Annotated in this window: 12 protein-coding genes; 3 read left to right on the top strand and 9 right to left on the bottom strand. The window is 63.0% G+C overall.

What is annotated here, in order from left to right; all coding sequences use genetic code 11:
* The 6 genes from NZ585_08010 to NZ585_07985 form a co-directional block, all read right to left on the bottom strand.
* A complete protein-coding gene (locus NZ585_08010) occupies positions 1-396 on the bottom strand; it encodes a hypothetical protein (GenBank protein MCS7079981.1) in 396 nt (131 codons plus the stop codon).
* A 121-nt stretch (positions 397-517) separates the two neighbouring features.
* On the bottom strand, positions 518-5,344 hold the full coding sequence (locus tag NZ585_08005; protein ID MCS7079980.1) for a C25 family cysteine peptidase: 4,827 nt from the start codon (positions 5,342-5,344) through the stop codon (positions 518-520).
* Positions 5,341-6,228, bottom strand: coding sequence for a hypothetical protein (locus NZ585_08000; GenBank protein MCS7079979.1), 888 nt, complete (start codon positions 6,226-6,228; stop codon positions 5,341-5,343). The genes NZ585_08005 and NZ585_08000 overlap by 4 nt, the downstream gene beginning before the upstream one ends.
* 11 nt (positions 6,229-6,239) lie before the next feature.
* Complete coding sequence (locus tag NZ585_07995; GenBank protein MCS7079978.1) at positions 6,240-6,434, bottom strand: hypothetical protein; 195 nt, start codon at positions 6,432-6,434, stop codon at positions 6,240-6,242.
* A 66-nt stretch (positions 6,435-6,500) separates the two neighbouring features.
* Positions 6,501-7,751, bottom strand: coding sequence for a radical SAM protein (locus NZ585_07990; GenBank protein ID MCS7079977.1), 1,251 nt, complete (start codon positions 7,749-7,751; stop codon positions 6,501-6,503).
* Positions 7,752-7,772: 21 nt separating this feature from the next.
* A complete protein-coding gene (locus NZ585_07985) occupies positions 7,773-8,072 on the bottom strand; it encodes a PqqD family protein (protein MCS7079976.1) in 300 nt (99 codons plus the stop codon).
* A 299-nt stretch (positions 8,073-8,371) separates the two neighbouring features.
* On the opposite strand from NZ585_07985, the gene NZ585_07980 reads away from it, so the two are divergent.
* The gene (locus NZ585_07980) at positions 8,372-12,289 is read left to right on the top strand and encodes a hypothetical protein (GenBank protein MCS7079975.1); all 3,918 of its coding nucleotides are present in this window, start codon (positions 8,372-8,374) and stop codon (positions 12,287-12,289) included.
* Positions 12,290-12,468: 179 nt separating this feature from the next.
* On the opposite strand, the gene NZ585_07975 is transcribed toward NZ585_07980, so the two are convergent.
* Complete coding sequence (locus tag NZ585_07975) at positions 12,469-14,112, bottom strand: NAD+ synthase (GenBank protein ID MCS7079974.1); 1,644 nt, start codon at positions 14,110-14,112, stop codon at positions 12,469-12,471.
* Positions 14,113-14,522: 410 nt separating this feature from the next.
* Here NZ585_07975 and NZ585_07970 point away from each other — a divergent pair, with 410 nt between their 5' ends.
* Positions 14,523-14,795: an HU family DNA-binding protein gene (locus NZ585_07970; protein MCS7079973.1), complete on the top strand. Its 273-nt coding sequence runs from the start codon at positions 14,523-14,525 to the stop codon at positions 14,793-14,795.
* 78 nt (positions 14,796-14,873) lie between these two features.
* Here the strand turns inward: NZ585_07970 and NZ585_07965 are convergent, their stop codons facing one another.
* A complete protein-coding gene (locus NZ585_07965) occupies positions 14,874-16,643 on the bottom strand; it encodes a hypothetical protein (protein ID MCS7079972.1) in 1,770 nt (589 codons plus the stop codon).
* 34 nt (positions 16,644-16,677) lie between these two features.
* Complete coding sequence (locus NZ585_07960; GenBank protein MCS7079971.1) at positions 16,678-18,186, bottom strand: Do family serine endopeptidase; 1,509 nt, start codon at positions 18,184-18,186, stop codon at positions 16,678-16,680.
* A gap of 231 nt (positions 18,187-18,417) precedes the next feature.
* Between NZ585_07960 and NZ585_07955 the strand changes: the two genes are divergently transcribed.
* Complete coding sequence (locus NZ585_07955) at positions 18,418-18,948, top strand: periplasmic heavy metal sensor (protein ID MCS7079970.1); 531 nt, start codon at positions 18,418-18,420, stop codon at positions 18,946-18,948.

Here is an 18,948-nt window from a genome sequence, read left to right as displayed (position 1 = left end):
CTATCCGGCGGCTTCCTGCGCGCGCCGCCGCCGCGCCTGAATGAACGAGTTGACGCACAACGCCAGCATTTCACCGCACAACACAACCATGCCGATTTGCAGCGCTAGCGCCAGCGGCCGCGCCCCGAAATTGCCTTTGACGAGGCTCATCAGAATCGGTGTCAGACCGCCCAGCACGCCCAGCAGCGCCGCCGCCGACACCGCATGCATGGCGTGCTTGCGTAGGTTCTCCTTGTGAGCCAACGCGCCGAAAATCACAAACAACAGCCCAAAGGCAGCCGGAATGAACGCCGTCACACCGCTGTTGGCCGGGTCTTTGAGGACGTACCCGACGACGCTCAACACGATGAGCGCGACGCCGTTGCCGATGGAAATCAAAGGCATGGGAAGGGACATAACGGTTGCTCCACAAGCGCGCCCGGAGGCGAAATCAAAAAATGACACCGTGCGTTACCACACGGTGTCATTCTTCACAAAGGCGGCGGCGCGGGCAACGCCTATCCGCCGCCGTGACCGCTCACCGCAGGCGCATGGTCGGGTCGCCCAACAGCGTCCACGATTGCCGCACCTGTGGATCGCCCGTCGCCGCTTTCGCCCGCTGAACGGCTTCCCCCAACCGCGCCACCGGATTTAGGCCGTATATCGCGTCCAGCAGCGCCAGATTCGCCCAGTGCTGACCGTCGCTTGGCGTCAGCGCCGACGACGCCCACACCGCCGCCGCCCCGCCCGGCGCAAGCATCAACGCCTTGCCCAGCGCCGTCGTGTACAGGTCGTGGTGGAAACCGGTCAGGCAGGTCATACTCACCACCAGCCCGGCGCGGTCGTGGTTGCCCAGCGTCGCCGCGTCGCCGCTCGTCAGCACGTTTTCCGCCGCCCAGTTCTGAACCGAGCCGTGGCCGATGTAGTTGACCAGCCCCGCGCCAGCGTTGAGACCCGCCAGCAGCGCCGCCCGCGCGCCACCCGCGCCCAGCGCGCTCAGGCGAATCGGCGTCGCTTCCCCCGGATGCGGCAGCAGTTCCAGCACGTCGCTCGCCGCCGCGTCAAAGTCGCCGCCGCCGTCGGGATTATCCGCCACGACCAGCGCCCGCCGCTTCCAGTCGGCGTCGCCAGCCTGCTCATACGCCAGAATCTTCGACACGACCAGTTCCGCTTCAGCCAAGGTCTTGACCGGCAGGCGGCCCACCGCCAACCGGGCGAGTCCGGCCTCGTCCAGATCGCCGAGCCAGTCGTCCACGGCCGTTTCCAGCGCGCCGACGCCGATGAGCTTCGTCGGAATGAAGTTCCCGCCAAACCCAAGATAGTCGCGCGGATCAAAGGTCGCGTTGCCAACCAGCAGGGCGTACCGCGCCGGCCGCGCCCACGCCGTCGCCGCGTGTCGCAGAAAATCGCGCACTGCGCCGGCCGACTTCACGCCGTAGCTCCACTCGTCGTACACGTCGGTGATGTCCACGACCGCCGTCCGCAGCCCCTCGGCTTGCCGCGCCCGCGCCAGCCGATCAGCCGCCGGACGAAACGCCTCATGCGTGATGATGACGAAATCCACCGCATGGTCGCCGCGATGCCAGTGTGACGGCCGATTGGCTTCAGCGCGCGGCGTCGCCATCGCCGCCGAAGTCGTCACGATCACCTGCCGTCCCGGCGCGGCGGCGATGGTCGCCGTCTCGCCCGTCATCCGCACGGGCAGTTCGACCGGCGCGGTCGCGTCGGTCACATCGAAGGCGCGCGCCGCCGCCGTGAAGCCGTCAATCGCCAAAATGTGTCGCCCCAGCCCCGCGCCGTCGCGCGGGACGTTCACCACCAGCCGGTTGTCCGCCGCCCGCAAGCGGCGCTCGTAGGCGACCGTCAACGATTTGACGAGGTTGACATCGCCGGCCGTCGGCGCATGGAGTGTGATCGTGTTGATGCCGTTCATCACTTGGTCGGCCGGCAGCGTCCAGACGCCGCGCCCAACCGTGCGTCCACTGTAGTTCACCACGCCGAGCGGTCGGCCGTTCCACGCCACCGACACGGCGTGCTCACCCAACGACACGCCTTGTAGCTCAACCGTCACCTCAACCGGCCGCCGACCGGACGGGTCGGGGTCGCGCACCGTGACGGTCTGCTCCACGGGCGTCGTCGTCACCACGCTGCCGAAGAAGTTGTCTTCGTCACCGTTGAGCAGCGCCGCAAAATAGACGCTTTTATCGGCGCGCGTTGTCGCCGACCAGAAGCTTTGCAGCGTCGGGCGCAGCAGCGGGAACGACGCGCCCAGTTCAACGCGCCGCCCCGGACGGTCGCCCTCGATGAGCCAATAGACGGCTTCGCCGCTGTCGAGCGTATCCGCCGCGACGCCGTAAAACTCGACGCCTTCCGACGTGACGCGCAGGGGCGTTTCACGACCTTCGACGTAGAGTTGCAGGTTCGCCGGGTCGGCCATCCGCGACAGACCGGCCGCCCACAGCGCCGCCCACGTAACGCGCTGCCAGCCGGTTTGTCCGACGTAGAGCTTGACGGCCGCTCGCCCGGCCAGCCGTTGCTGCATTGCCAAGTCGCCGGTTGCGCTCTTGCGCCCAGGGCTTGCCGGCGGCGTTGTCAAGTCGTTCGGCGCGACTTCGATTTGTCGCCCGCCGGTCGCCGCCGCGCCTCGTCCGAGGAGCGGCGAGTTGCGCAGATGCAGCGGGAACGCTTCGCGCGTCTCGCGCAGCGTGATCGGGCCGTACCACTGGCGCGAGCCGTCCACGTCGTAGGCTTCCAGCCAGTAGTTGACCGGCGCGCGCGTCAGACGCAGCGCGTCGTCACGCCAGACGTAGTGTTGTCCGGCGGTGAGCGCGTCACTGGTGAGCAGGGCGCTGCCGGCGATGAGTTCCGGCGTGATTCGCTCGCGCTTGCCGCCGATCTCCCGCCAGACGTGGAAGCCAAGGTTATTGGCTTCATACCCGGTCGCCCACTCCACCACTGCCGCGCCCGTCGCGTAGCGCGTCGCTGAAGCGTTCGTAAATCGCGCGTCCGTCAACACGGGTGGATCGCACTCGGCGCTCGATGACAGCCCCGGCACGTCGGTGATGGTGATGTTAAAGTTATTGTTCGTGCCGTCTGCGCCGGGCGTCGCGCCATATGCAAATGGAAATGGGGGTGGAGGGCCGTTGAAAAGCGTTATGCCATTCTGCCCACCGGTTGTTGAAACTGATGCGCCAGTGATGGTCGAGGTTAGAAAAACCACGCCGCCGCCGCCACCGCCGCCGGGACCATGGGCATTTGCGCTGGTTTTCGCGCCTGTGTCATTTGGGCTATTGCTGCCGCCATTGCCGCCCTGCGCCTGAATGGTAAGCGTCGCTGGGCTGGGTTGGGTTGCCGTCAGCACGATGCTCCCGCCGCCGCCGCCGCCGCCGCTGCTGTCAGAGGCACTAGACATGCCGCTTGCCGTTGAGACCAGTTGTGCGTTAGCGCCGTTGGCGCGAATGGTTCCAGTTCCTAGAATTGTCCCGGCCCGGATGAAGACAATACCGCCGCCGGCCGCGCCGCTGCTAGCTTTAGCGCCCCTGCTGGTGTCGTTTGTGCCGACGTCGTCGTTGTTATTTGCGTTGTTTCCCGCGCCGTTGTTGCTGGTGCCGGCGCCGCCCCCGCCGCCCATAAAGATACGCGTCAAGGTCGGCGACTGCGCCGCCCCACCACGCCCTCCGCGATCCAAGGCGCTACTCCATGCGAACCCTCCCTGACCGCCAGCACCAGCGTTACTCCCACCACCACCGCCGGTGTTTTGATCGTTAGCAGAGGCATTGCCATCAGTGCCGCCGCCGCCAGCGTTCCCCGGCGCGCCGTAGCCCAAGCTGCCGTTCGGGTAGCCCTCAACGCCAGTATCGGCGACAATCATGTCGGCGAACGCCGGCGCAGCGTAGTTGGCGTTGGGATTGACAATTCTCACCACATAACGCGGTGTGCCGGCGATGCCTTCACCCTTTGAGGCATGAGCTGCGGCTAACGAGGCTGCCGAAGCTGGCGTCGTATTGCGGAAGTCGGTGTTGGCGTAACCGCCACTTCCGGTGAACCGCTTGCCGCCGCCGCCGCGAAAGCCACGACCGCTGACATCAATGACGCCGTTGGTTGAGCCGATCGTGAATTGACAGACGTTTTGCACGTCAATCGCCAACACACCGCCGGTGTTGCCGTCCCACGGCGCGCAGGTGAGTCCGACGCCGATCCCGACGCTGGTATACTGCGGCACCCGAATAACCTGAAACCGCCGCTGCCCCTGAGTAGCCGTGGCGTTAGCGTCCGTGTATGTGTTGGCTAAAGGCGTGCCGCCGCCGCTGTCGCTCGTGCGTACCGTGATGGTTCCGCCGCTCGTCAGCGACGTAACTGTGCTGGCAATGACGCGAGCGAATTCATACCGCCCGGCGTTACCCTGTGAAGTCTGGCCGCTGCCGGTACCTGTCCCTGCGCCATAGTTGGCGTTGTTGCTACTGTCAATCGTGGCGTCCTGCATCTGCATAACCAGCACCATATCGCCGACGGCAATGCCGACATTGACGCCCTGTCCTGACACCGTGTTCTTGATAGTAATGGTGCTGCTGTTTGGTCCGTTCACAACGGACTGGCCGGGATAGTAGGAGTTGACGACGCCGGTCAGTGGGGCTATCGGAGTAATGCGCGTGACCGGGGTGGCGTTATCGCATCGCTGCCCAAAAACCATGCCGTTTAGCATCAGCGCCACGGTGGTTACGAAAGCCGCTGCGACCGATACCCTTTGGGCAATAGCGTTACGCGCCAGGAAGCCGCGCTGTAGGTAAGAGCCAACCTGTTGCGCAATATGGAATGCGGCGTATCGGACAAGTGTCGGCATTTTTCTTTTCTCCAATAGGAAAGTCATCAGGCAGGCGGCGAAAAGCCTTGCCGCTTTTGCGGTGTTCGCGTGTGGTTGTTCTCGGAGATGTCGGGAGAGCAGTTGTTTATAAGACGCGGCAACCCGCCCAAGCGCCGGCGGCGCGATTGTATGCCAAAAGTGCCCTCGTTCGCATTGCCTGGCGCTCTCCGGCGTCCGGCCGCCGAACGTTGGAGTCACTCTGCCCAGAAGCGCAACGCGCGACACACAGTCCACAACCTCACGTTGCGCATCGCCACGCAGGAACAATCGCGCTGTTGCGCCGTCGCCCTCGACGGCGATGACGCGGTGCGCAATGAGCCGGTCACCGACGCGAGCCAGCACGATATCGCCGACCTGTACCGGCACGTCCGGCGACAACGGCTCGACCACAATCTCCGCGCCGTCCGGGATGGTCGGCTCCATACTCCGTCCCGGCGCGCGAAAACGTATAGGCTGCCCCTGCGCCAGTAACTCACCTGCTAGTTCGTACAGGTTGATCGTCATGGCGTCCACCTGCGAATAAAGTCCACAACTTCCATAGTCGGCGTAAACGCCAACCAACCACCGGGGACGGATGTCGCCAGTTCCGCCAGAAACCCCGCCGTAAAATCCATTGCTTCGGGATCGTAAAAAGGCGGGAAGGCGCGCGCGAACAGCAACGCAGAGAGCAGCCCGCTTGAAACAGGCTCGATGACGTTTTCGCGTCCCCGGCGCAGAACAAAAACGCCGGTGATCACCGCCGAATCAGGGCAGGCGTAGTCGGCTTCGCCATGCCACGGCGTGCCGAACATGCGCCACTGACCATGAATCCGGCGGACAATCACGCGGTCGTCGCTCAGAATCGTCGCGCCGGCCGCCGCCCACAGGCGGGCCGTCGTCGTCTTGCCGTCGCCCGATTGGCCGACGAACAAAAAGCCGCGCCCGTCCACATCCCTGACGGCGCAGGCGTGGAGTTCGGCCCCACGCCCGCGCGCCAGCAGATTCGTCACGAGTAACTCGTCCAACGGATATTCGAGCGCGGCGCGCATGGCGCGACGCACAACGGCGTCCGGTCGGTAGGCGATCCAACCGGTTTGGTAACTGGCGTCGAACCACGCTGTACGATACGGCTGTGCCCCAAAAACCGGCGAACTGATGTCATAGACGTAGCCGCCGTCGGCGCTGCGGTAGAGCGTCCACGTTCCGCCCGACGCGAAGAGTTGTTCCGTACGTCTCACCGGCGACCGGCGATCATCCCACCACACCACCGAAACAGTCGCCGTCGGCGTTGTGGGTCGCGTCGGCGTTGTAAACAGTGCCAGCGGGCCGTCCGTCGCCGAAGGCAAGTCGGTGGCTTCCCGCCGAACGGCGATGGTCAAGTCGCCGATGGAGAGTGTTTCTTCTGTCATGGCGTCTTGGCTTATGAGGCAATTGCGCTGCAACCCAGCGCCCCACACTGCGGGCTGGCCGGCCCAGCCGTGGTCATCGTCTTGCATGCGCCAAGAACGGCTTCTTCAGCGCGCAGTTCAACACGCACAATGGCAGGTTTCGTGTAGGGACGTCGCCCCTGCGCATCGCTTGGGGTGGGAATCGCTGGTTTGTCTTGGTTCTCCATGGATATTGACACCTCGGTGGCTTTCTATGCGTCAGTGCAAATTTTTTGGTTGCCAGCAAAAAACCTTCACCCGGCTGCCGGAAGCGCCGCCGCCGGCATAACGGGCAGACTGCGGCGCGGACGAGAGGGCAGAGCGACGCCCAATTCGCGGGCGCGTGAGCGCAGGGCTGCGACTGAAGCTTGGATGTCATCGTAACGTCCACTGCCGGGGCGGTATTCGCACAGCGGGTTGGGCTTGAGTGGAATGCCAAGCAGGTAGGCACGCAAATGATTGACGCGACAGGCGAAATCAATCGGCGCTTCCTTGTCGCCGTTTTCCAGCTCGTTGACGGCGGCGCAGCTTCCGCACATCGGACGAATCTCGCAGGTTTGGCACTTGACCGGGCGCGTTCGCTGTTGCAGGCGCACGTGGCGCAGGAAATGCTCCCAGCCGTCCCGAAAGCTGCCCCGCCGTAAATCGTAGGTGTCCACCTGCGACAGCACGCAGATGGACATCTCGCCGTACGGGTTGACCGCAAACGATCCGACGCCGCCGCCGCAGTCATAGACGGTATTCGTCACGTAAGGAGCCATGACCGCCGTTTGGTAGCGGTCGTTCAACTCCCGCCATGCCGGCAAACGACGCGGATCGCGGAGGTCCAGCTCAACGACCTCCTCCGGCGTTAGGCGCACTTCCAACGGTGACTGCGAGCAGTCAATGCGCGGATTGAGCATGCTGTCAAACTTGAACGGCACACCCAGGCTCTCCGCCCAGTCGCGCATGGCGAAGATTTCGTCCTTGGTGATGGTCGTCCCAACCGTTTTGAGCTTGAGGGGCAGTTGACGCTCCAGAAGCAACTGAATCCCCCGGTGACACCGGTCGTAGGAGCCGGGAACGCGCGTCAGGCGTTCATAGGTCTCACGGGTGTGGCCGTACAACGTGATCTCAATCGCAAACGGACGCCACTCGGCCAAGTAATCTGCGATGCGCGGCGTCACAAGCGTCCCGTTGGTGAAGAGCGTGATGAGAAACCCGCGCTTTTTGGCCTCGGTGTAAATCTCAAGAAAATCGGCGCGGGCAAAGATTTCGCCGCCGGTAAACAGCACCCAGAGCGTACCGGCTTCAGCGATCTCGTCGAAAATCCGCCGGTACTCATCCAGCGATAATTCCCGCCGCCGCGCCGCATGGTTGTTCATCGGCAGGTTGTTGTAGCAGTGGCGGCAGGCCAGGGGACACCGCCGGCTCACCTCAAATGTCGCCTCAAGCGGAATCCGTTCCTGCAATAGCCGATGGTGCAGTCGGCGACTGAACTCCGCGTAGGACACACGCTCCACCATAACGCCCCCCATCTCAAGCCCTTACGCAGCTTGTTCAGCGGCGTCTTTGGCGCGAATCAGGCCGGCTTTGCCAAGGTCGCTGAGGAAATCGGTGACATCCCGGATGGACTGTGCAAGCGACACATCAAACGCTTGGCAGAGCGCAGCTGCTAGCGCCGCCGGACTGTCATTGTGGTCAAGCTGCGCCCAGAGGAAGGCGGCCGTGTCATTGAGAACGTAAATGGCGTCGAGGTCGGCGGCTTGTCCGCGAATAGGGATCACCAAGGTTTCGCCGGCGATGCGGCGTACCACACAAGGCAGTTTTTCAATGATTTTGTTCACAGTTCACAGAGTTCAAAGAGTTAGTAATCACGAGGTCTGGCATTTATGCCTGTATGGTATAGTAGGAATGTTGCAAAATTCGTGTTTTTTTCTGGTAACTCGGCGGAAAATTTTAGCGCCCTTCCTCACTAAACCGGCTCGGCGGGCGTCCTGTGCCTTGTCTAAAGAAGGTGCACGGAGGCCTTCCACTTGGCCTTCCAGTGGCGTCGGGATAAGAATGCGCGCCTGTTCCGCGCTCTGCGGTAGGCTTGGAGCAGAGTGTTGAAGACCCCAAAAGCTTGTGCGAAGTCACGCCTTTGATGTCGTCCTTCTCTTTTGTCAACGTCTGCTTCGCTGTGATGTTGTGCATGGCTTCCGTGTCGCCATTGGCGACGCCGGCGGCCGAACCGTCCGCAGCATCGTCGGCTATGGTTTCTCCCCTTCAGCGGTCCGGTGGAAGCCACACACTGGTTGTCGCGCTGCCAGGCGTCGCTCAGTGGCGGACGCTTACGCTTGACGAGCGCGTGCGTTACCGGCAGGCGATTGAAAAGGTTTACTGGAAGCGGCGGCGCTGGGAAGCAGCAACGCCAAAACCTGCCTTGGAGAGTGTTCTGCCGCTAGCGCGGCTACGAGCATTGGTTGAAGACGAGCTGCGCCAACAGCATGCGCTTGAGCTGCTGTGGCGGCACGCGCCGACGGCGGCCGAACTTCACGCCGAAGTGACCCGGATGGTGCGGCAATCTAAGCAGCCGGAGGTTTTGCGCGAACTGTTTGCCGCGCTCGACAATGACCCGATTGCTGTCGCCGAATGCCTGGCCCGCCCGGCCCTTATCAAACAGCGGATTCATGCCGACTACGCCCGCGACCGACGCTTTCACGCCCAGACCGAGGCTCAGGCTCGACGTGCGCTTGAAAACACGCCAGCGCTTGAACAGACGCCTAACTTCGGCGCGCTCTACAGCGAAATCGAACTGATCCGGGATACGGGCGACGCGCCAGCCGACCGGCGACGTTCCGACCGTCTGCTTATTGCCGCCGCCGACTGGGACGCGGAACTCAACCGGCTTGCGGAACGCTTCAACATGCCGGCGGATAAACTGGCGCCCGGCGCAACGACGGCGCTGTGCGAAGACGACGAACGGTTTTTCGTCCAACGCCTTTACACGGTTGAAGAGGGGCGGCTGCGGATTGGCACGGCCGAGTGGCGCAAGATGGATTTTGATACGTGGTGGGCGCAGGTGAAGGCGGGCTACAGTCCCGTTGTCCCAACAATGGCGGGATCATTTCCGCCTGTTGTTATGGATAACGCTGCGCCCGAAGCCGTCGCCGGCACTGACAATCGGTGGGTCCTAGACCCAGTGGACGCCGTTCCTGCGCCGCGTTTTCGTCACACGGCTGTCTGGACGGGTGTGGAGATGATTGTCTGGGGCGGCTTTCGCGGAACGTTCAGCGGCGGCGGGCCGCTCAACACCGGCGGGCGTTATAACCCTATTACCGACACATGGACGCCGACGCGCGTTGCGCCTAGCGCCCCTGGCGCGACCGACGGCGCTCCGGCTCCGCGCGTCAACCATACGGCTGTGTGGACCGGTACGCGCATGATCATCTGGGGCGGCGTCAGCGGCGCGCCGGTCAACTCCGGCGCGCTCTATGACCCGGTGGAAGATAAATGGGTGGCGACACGCACCGACCCCAGTTCCTCGACGGCGAACGACGGTGCGCCAGCGGCGCGCTTTGGCCATGTCGCCGTCTGGGTGGCCCAGGCCGGGCGCATGGTCGTCTGGGGCGGCAACCTCAACTTTGCTGGTGGCAACGTTCTGCTCCCGACGAACACCGGCGGCGTCTATAACCCTGAAACCAACACCTGGAGCGCTACGGCGACGGCTGGCGCGCCGGCGGCCCGGACGGATCACATCGCTGTCTCAACCGGCGCGGCAATGATTGTCTTCGGGGGGGTCAACGCCGATGGCGGCCGGCTCAACAGTGGAGGGATCTACACGCCCAGCAACAACACCTGGACGGCGACGAGCACGACCAACGCGCCAGGTCTGTTCACGCCCAGCGCCGTCTGGACGGGCTCGGAACTCATCGTTTGGGGGAGTGTTGCAGGCACAGCGACGCCGACCGTCGCGGGTGCGCGGTACAACCCAAGCGCTAATAGCTGGACGCCCATCGCCACGGTCGGCGCGCCGACGCCGCGCGTTGACCAGACGGCGGTCTGGACGGGGACGGAAATGATCGTCTGGGGTGGCTCGGCGCAGGGAAGGCGCTTCAACGACGGGGGGCGGTACAATCCAGCGACCAATACGTGGACGCCGGTGACGACTGTCGGGGCTCCGGCCGGACGTGACAATCATACAGCCGTTTGGACGGACGCTTACGCTGCGCCCAACCAAAACGCGACAAAGTACATGATTGTCTGGGGTGGACAGGGCGGCGACGACACTGGCGGGCGGTACGACCCGCTAACTAACGCTTGGCTGCCGACGGCGACGACGCCCGTCCCGTCAGGGCGCGAGTTACATACGGCGGTCAACACCGGCGTCGAAATGATCATCTGGGGCGGCGCGGCGGCCGGCGTCCGGACATTAACCGGCGGCCGATACAATCTCGCTACGGCGCAGTGGACGCCAACCGCGACGCAAAATGCGCCCGGTTCGGCGAACAACCTGCCGCCGGTCGGTCATACAGCCGTGTGGACGGGTAGCGAAATGATTATCTGGGGCGGGCAGACAAATGCAGGCGGTCGCTACAACCCGCTGACCGACCAATGGACGCCGACCTCCCTGACGAATGCGCCTAGCGCCCGCGAGGAACACACCGCCGTGTGGACGGGGACGGAAATGATTGTCTGGGGTGGGCGCTTTACAAATCCCGCCAACAATCAAACCACCTACTTTGACAACGGCGGGCGCTACAACCCAGTGGCGGACACTTGGACTGCAACAGCCGCCGACGGGCGTCCGGCGCCGCGTGCGCGGCATACGGCCGTGTGGACGGGGACAGAAATGATCGTCTGGGGCGGCGTCACGTTTGCCGGCAACCGCCTTTCTGAACTGCGCACCGGCGGGCGCTACAATCCGGCCACGAACAGTTGGACAGCGACGCGCACCGACCCGACGGCTTCCGGCGGAACAGACGGTGCTCCCGACGCCCGCTTTGACCATACAGCTGTCTGGACGGGCGACCGAATGATCGTCTGGGGTGGAACGACCACGGCGGCGCGCGTTTTCAACTCTGGTGCGCTCTACAACCCGACGACCGACACTTGGGCTGCAACGGCGGCGGTCGGCGTTCCGACGGCGCGTTCTGGGCATACGGCGGTGTGGACGGGACGCGAGATGATTGTCTGGGGTGACGCTGGCGCGACTGGCGGACGCTACAATCCAACGTTCAACTTCTGGCGTCCGGTTGAGACAGAGGGCGCACCGGATTTGACCGCTGGACACACGGCGATCTGGGACACAACGCGCAGTCGGATGATTGTCTGGGGCGGTCGCGGCGGCGGCGGGTTGTCCAAGGTTCTTGGCGCATATGGCGCGCGCGGCGAACAGGGCGACACGGTGGGCGTCTTCCGGCGAGGTCAATTCTTCCTGCGTAACTCAAACACCTCCGGCGACGCCGACCTTGCATTCGCCTTTGGCGCAGAGGACGACGTTCCGCTGGCGGGCGACTGGGACGGCGATGGCGTAACAACTGTCGGCGTCTTCCGGCGCGGCGTTTTTTTCCTCCGCAACAGCAACAGCGCTGGGGTCGCCGACGTGGCCGCAGCCTACGGCGGAGCCGAAGACATTCCGTTGGTCGGCGACTGGGACGGCAATGGGACGACGACCATTGGCGTCTATCGCCCGGCCGAGCAAACGTTCTTTCTCCGCAACAGCAATACACCCGGCAACCCAGACATCATCATAACCTACGGCGAAGCAGGCGACCGGCCAATTGTCGGCGACTGGGACGGCAATGGGACGACGACCATCGGTGTCGTCCGTGGTAACACATTCCTTCTCCGCAACGACAACAGTGGGGGCTTCGCCGATCTGGCGTTTGCTTTCGGCAATCCTGACGATCAGGCGGTTGTCGGCGACTTCGACGGCGACGGCGTGGATACGGTCGGCGTCTATCGCGTCCAGACGTTTTTCCTACGCAACACGAACCTGCCGGGGACGGCCGACTTTCTGCTGGTGTACGGCGCAGAGGGCGACTTGCCGCTGGTGGGCAACTGGGACGGGGCGCTCTAGAGCAGTTTCCGTGTAAGTAGAGCGATGCCCCGGTTGAATCACATCAACGGTTTGGATGCGGTGGCGTTCCGCGCTGGAAACCGCGCGCATCGGTTCAGCGGAAGTTTCCCAGAAGCCACGCCTTGAAAGCGCGGCTATGCCCAACATCGCGCCGTGACGCCAAAGCCGCCGCTGCGCGCTTAGTCTTCGATCACGGCGGCAATGGGCACGCGCCGCCCGCGACCAAACGCTTTTGGCGTCACTTTAATGCCCGGCGCGGCCTGCTGTCGCTTGTACTCATTGCGGTTGACCATTTTGACGACCTGCTCAACGACGGCCGGCTCGAACCCGTCCGCAATGATTTCCTGAACGCTCTGATAGCGTTCGATGTATCGCTCCAGAATTGCATCAAGCAGGTCGTAAGGCGGTAATGAATCCTGATCGGTTTGGTTGGGACGCAACTCGGCCGAAGGCGGCTTCGTGATGGTGCGCGTCGGGATGATGGTCTGATGCCGGTTGATGTAGGCCGCCAGCCGATAGACATCCGTTTTAGGTACATCGGAAATCACTGCCAATCCGCCGCACATATCGCCGTAAAGCGTGCAGTAGCCAACCGCCAACTCCGATTTGTTGCCGGTCGTGAGCACCATGCAGCCGTGCTGGTTCGAAAACGCCATGAGCGTCAAGCCGCGCAACCGCGCCTGGATATTCTCTTCCGTCACGCCGTGCGGCGCGAAGCCGAAGGCGGGCGTCAACATCCGCATCATCGCCTCGACAGCTGGCTCAATTGGCACGACATGAAAGGCAATGCCGAGATTGCGCGCCAGTTCGGCGGCGTCCTCAAGGCTGTGTTGCGAGGAGTATTTCGAGGGCATAGCGACGCCCGTGACGTTTTCACGGCCGAGCGCGCGCACAGCGATGGCCGCCGTCACGGCCGAATCAATCCCACCGCTCAAGCCGATTACCGCTTGGCGGAAGCCGCATTTCGCCAAGTAGTCCCTAACGCCTAGCACCAGCGCGTCATGGATATCGCCGATTTCGTCGGAACTCTTGGGCGTGATAGGGGACGGCAGATTGGCTAAATCAACAATCCGCAGGTCTTCCTCAAAAGCGTTGGCTTCCAGCACCAACTCACCGCGCGCGTCAAGCACCATGCTGCGGCCGTCAAAGACAAGGCTGTCGTTGCCGCCGACCTGGTTGACCAAAACTACCGGCAACTGAAGCGCCGCAGCATGGTGCGCCAGCATCGCCCGCCGAAGCGCGGATTTACCGCGATGAAAAGGCGACGCGGAGACATTAATGATGACCTGTGCGCCCTGCTCGGCCAACTCGCGCACAGGATCAAGTTCGTATAGGTGCGCCTCCCAGAACTCCCGGCTGTTCCAAGCATCCTCACAAATGCACACCCCGAGGCGATGACCGCGCCACGCCATAATCTCCCGACGTTCGGCCGGCTCGAAGTGGCGCGCTTCGTCAAAGACATCGTAGGTCGGAAGCAGGGTTTTGTAGCGAATCGCCCGCAACTCGCCGCCCTCCAGCAAAGCCACCGCGTTGTAGAGCGGTTTGCCGAAATCATCGGGATTTTCCGCCGCAAAGCCCACCAGCAACGCCGCGTCAATCGTGGCTGAAAACCGCGCCAGATCGTCGAGCGCCGCTAGATTCCGCGCGACAAAGGCGGGGCGGTCAAGCAAATCAAGGGGCGGATAGCCGGGCAGAGTCAGTTCGGGGAAGACGACCAGGTCGGCGCCTTGCGACGCAGCGCGGATGGCGTACTGACGAACCTTGGCGGCGTTGGCGACAAAAGCGCCGACAGTGGTGTTGATCTGGGCGAGCGCGATTTTCATTGGGACTTCCTCTGGCTTGTACGGCGTGAAGGGGAAAAGCCTAAATTGTACACGTCCACGCCCGGTTGTCACCGGCTGGATGTTGTGGTCAGGCGGCGGGCGGCTACAAGGCAATGGACACTATGCATGGCGGATTTTTTTGATTTAGCCACTACCTATCGCGTAGGTATTAAAAACAGCTTGATTTCATGCGGGTTCCCAGCTACGCTCTGCGCCAATCCGCATTATGACAAGGGTAAACCACATACTTCGCGCGCTTGCGCTTAGGAGGACCCACATTCATGGCTGCCAAAGCTGCAAAACCGACGACCCCTAAGGCGAAAGACACGACTTCGGCGAAGGCGACGGCTTCAGCGAAGACCGACGCCCCAGCGAAAAAGGCCCCGGCGAAAAAAGCGTCGGCCAAACCAATGACGAAAACCGAAATCATCAACCACTTTGCTGATAAATTTGCGCTTCCCAAAGCGACGGTGCGCGCCTTTTTTGACGAACAGGCCCAGCTGGCGGCGGCGCAAGCCAAAGTCGGATTCAACATTCCGGGCATTGGTAAACTGGTCGTTCGGGAATATAAGGCGCGCGAAGGACGCAATCCGCGCACCGGCGAAAAAATCAAAATCAAAGCCCGTAAACGTCTCAAGTTTGTCATCTCGGCGGCGGCCAAGAGGGCAGCCGGCCTCGAGTAAACGCTGAGAAGCCTGAAGCGGCACTCCGCGCAGGTTCAGCGAATGGTCTGAGCGCGGGCTCTAGGACGGGGCAGAGACTTACTGCGGGGGACTGAATGTTTCCTCGCAGCGGCGGATGTCGGCGGCGGTGAGCGGAACGCGACGCGGCAGAATTGCCGCTTGTCTGTCCCGAATTGCTACGTTGGGCCGGAAACATTCCAAATAGCCGGGCGGCGGACGGCGAAAGTGTGCCATCAAGTCGCCGGTGGCTTGTGTGTTGCGCGCAATGACGTAATCGTTCAGTCCATGCTCGTCAATGACGTTGACGTGAGGGAGCGCCCATGCCAAGACGCCGACTGAAGTTTGCGTCACGACCGGGTACTGGTCGTCCCGGAGCTGTTCGCCAACGGTGCGCGGCGGCAGAACGCGCATTAGGAACAGATGGAAGCTCTTGTGCTCCTGATGACGCATGCATACGGCATGGTCAATGAGCCAGAACTGTAAGCGGTCGTACCAGCGGACATACGCCAACGCGAAGTCAGGGATGCCGGGGATGCGCCGCGCCAGAACATCCGCCACGGAAACTTTCAGGTAACTCGTCTCCTCACGGCTGGTCAGCCCCTTTGTCGCCAGCCAGTGCGTCCACGGAATAACCAACGAACAGGACAGGAACAGCACTCCAAAGACGGCGGCGCGGCGCGGGCTCGCGCCGACGGCGCTAAGCATCCATGCAGCGCTGACAAAGATGAGCGGAATCAAGTGACTGTACACCCGAAACTCAAAGTGGTCGCCGCCGATGACCAGCGTGTAGTAGGCGACCTGCGCCGCAAGGCTTAATCCGATGACCGCCGCGCTCAGGGTCGTCTCCAGATGTGCTGGGTCGCGTCGCAACCAATCGAGAATCATTCGCCAACGTCGGACGCCCACCCAGACGGCGGCCGCCGCTAAGCCGAGCCAGAACCAGAGGGCGTACTCCATGATGAAACTGAGCGCGTAGCGGACGCCGCTCGTCACCCAGAGCCAGCGCGGGTCGGACTTAGCGTAGTACGTGTTGGGAAGCCACTCACCATAAAATGACTTACGCCAGAGCACATGCGCCGGAATCGCCAGCAGCGGCGCGACGGCGAGCCAATCCACCGCCCGCCATTTTCCCTCTCGAAACCAAGCGTCGCCGACGAAAAGCGCCACCGACGCCAAGGCGAAAAGCAACCCGTCGGGGCGCGTCAAATAGACCAACGCCGCGAGCGTAGCAGTGGCTGCCAAGCGCATCGGGGTGTGTCGCGGTAGCCACCACCAAACGCACATCCACGCCGCCAGCAGCGCGTTGAACATCGCCGTCTCCAGCCCCGAACTTGCCCACGCGAGGAACGTCCGGTTGCTGAGGACGCCTACGAAAACGGCGGCTAGGATGGACAACCGGAATGGGGCCAATTGGCTTCCCAGCGGCAGCTTCAGGACGGCGACGCCGGTCAGCAGCAGCGTCAAGGCGGCAAAGACAAGCGTGATGTAGTTGGCCGCCGTCGGTGGGTCATAACCTGTGACCTCCCAGATGGCGCTTAGCACCATCACCCACAAGAAACTTGTGTAGCCCTCGACCGGCCGAAACGGCGGCGGATTCCAGACCAGACCGTAGCCCAGCTGGTGGTTGCTGACGTAACGAAACGCAATGTAGGCGTCGTCAGTGAGAAACCAAAACGCCCGCCAACCAAACCATAAGGCGACCAGACTGGCCGTAAACAATCCGACGACAGCGAAAGCACTGGAGCGACGGAGGATTGGCGGGATGTGGTTCCATGCCCGTGCGCCCACGCCATGACTACACGGGATACAGTGCCGACCGACCGGAGAGATTCCGCAAGCGTCTTCCATGGTGACTTGGTTTGACGCCGCCCGGTCGCTGCGCTTACTCAATATTGACCGACACAAAGCGAAACTCCCAGCGTCCGCCCACCTGCACCTCGACGCCCACTACCACCGTATCGCCAAGACGAAGTTCTTGCGTCAGCCGCGTCATATCTTCAGGCGACATGACCGGACGCCGATTGAGGCTGTGGATCACCATCCCTTTGGCCAGCCCCGCCTCATCGGCTGGACTGCCGGAGACAACTGATTCAATCAGCACGCCGTTCGGCTGACGCAGTTTGGGGATGAGGCTTTCCGGTAACGGCGCCGTCTTCAATCCGAGCAGGTTGTCGCCGTTTGTGGATTCGGTCTTTGGAGACAGGCGGGTGGTTTCTACCGCCGGACGCTCGGCAATCGTCACTTGGACGCTCCGGCGCTGGCCGTCGCGGATAAACTCCACTGTGACGGTTTTACCCACTTCCGTGTCGGCGACCTTGGTTGTCAGTTCGCGCTCGTTGCGAATGGGTGCGCCGTCAAACCGAACGATGAAATCGCCGCTGCGCAGCCCAGCGCGCGCCGCCGGACTGTCCGGCCCGACCGTGTCCTGCACGAGTGCGCCTTCCGCGTTTGGCAAACCCAGCGACTTTGCCTGCGCTTCCGTCATTGGTTGTACCGGCAGACTTACGCCAAGCCAGCCACGCCGGACACGCCCTTCCAAAATCAGCTTCCGGCAGATGCGTTCAACCAAATCGGACGGAATAGCGAACCCAATTCCCTCGCTGCCGCCCGACTCGGACAAAATCATCGTGTTGACGCCGATGACCTCCCCGCGCAGGTTCACGAGTGGCCCGCCGGAGTTGCCCGGATTGATCGAGGCGTCGGTCTGCAGGTAGTTGTTGTACTGGGCGAACCGATTCGTCCGTGAACTGGGCAGGTTGCGTCCGGTCGCGCTAATGACGCCGACCGTCATCGTTTGTTCAAGGCCGAACGGCGCGCCAATCGCCATCACCCAATCGCCCTGCTCCATCTCCGTCGGGTCGCCGAGGGTGACCGGCGTCAGGCCTGTCGCCTCAACCTTGATCACGGCCAAGTCGGTCGGCGGGTCAACGCCGACGAGCTTCGCCGTCGCTTGCCGGCCGTCGTCGAAGGTCACCCGGATTTTGTCGGCCTTGCCGACGACATGTTCATTGGTCACGATGTAGCCGTCGGAACTGATGACAAAACCGGAACCGGAGCCGCGCTGTTTGAGACCGCCCTCCAAACCGGGGATGGGCGGATGGTTGCGTCCCAGACCAAGCGCATCGGCGGAAACCGTCTCAATCACCCGAATGCTGACCACCGACGGCTTGACGAGTTTGCCGATTTTCCGAAACGCCGTCGAAAGATCGGCGGCCGCGCCGCTGAGCGCCTCGCCGTGGTGCGAGACAAGGGTCAGCTTTGAGAGGTCCGGCGCAGCCGGACGCGCCGTACGGGCCAACACCATCCATCCGCCCACCACCAGCGCAAAGCCGACGGCGGCGACCAAGACCGACTGGACGGCGAAACCAAACAGCTTGCGACGTGTACTCATAGATTTGAGAATCAGGCAAAGTGAGGAGAGTCGCGGCAAAGCGGAGGCGTGACTCCGAGTGTGGAGCGCGCCGGGTCGGCTGTCAACAACGGTCGCTCCAACGCCCGGCTGATGAGCAAGCGTGTCCGCGTTTTCCGACTTTTTTTCTCCGGCGCGCGTCTATCGTGACGGGTCCATGTCGGCGAACACCACGTCGGCCTTAGGCCAAATCAGTCCAAACGGAGTTTCATCATGCCACAGCGGTTGCGGTTGGGAGTGTTCGGCGGTTTCCTCTTATACGGCGTTTTGGTCGGGACGGCTGTTGCGCAGCAGCCCTCCCCACCCCCGCCGCCGGACGACCCGGACGCGGCGCTGCTGCGTCAGGAGACGGCGTTGCCAGCGGCGCTGTACGAATCGCGTCTGCTGGCGCGGGCGCTTGGATTGACGCCCGACCAAGTACGCCGCATGCAGGAGGTGCGGCGGCAGGAAGGGCCGGCGATGCAGGCTGCCCGACGGAAGGTCGTGGCGTGCCGGCGGCTGCTCAACGACGCCATCTACGGTGAGGAGACGAGCGACGCCCTTGTTGACCAGCGCGCCCGCGAACTGGCGGCGGCCGAAGCCGAACTCACGCAACTGCGCGCGCGGATGCAATATCGCATTCGGGCTGTGCTGACGGTTGAACAACTGCGCACCCTGAACGAACTGCGCGCCGAGCCGCGTGAGGACTTCCTACGACGTAGGCCGGAGCGTCCCGGACGGCCGATTCGACGGCCGACACCGTAG

The organism is Chloracidobacterium sp. (genome assembly GCA_025057975.1).
Classification (GTDB): Bacteria; Acidobacteriota; Blastocatellia; order Chloracidobacteriales; family Chloracidobacteriaceae; genus Chloracidobacterium.
This window is presented reverse-complemented; position numbering and strand designations above follow the sequence as displayed.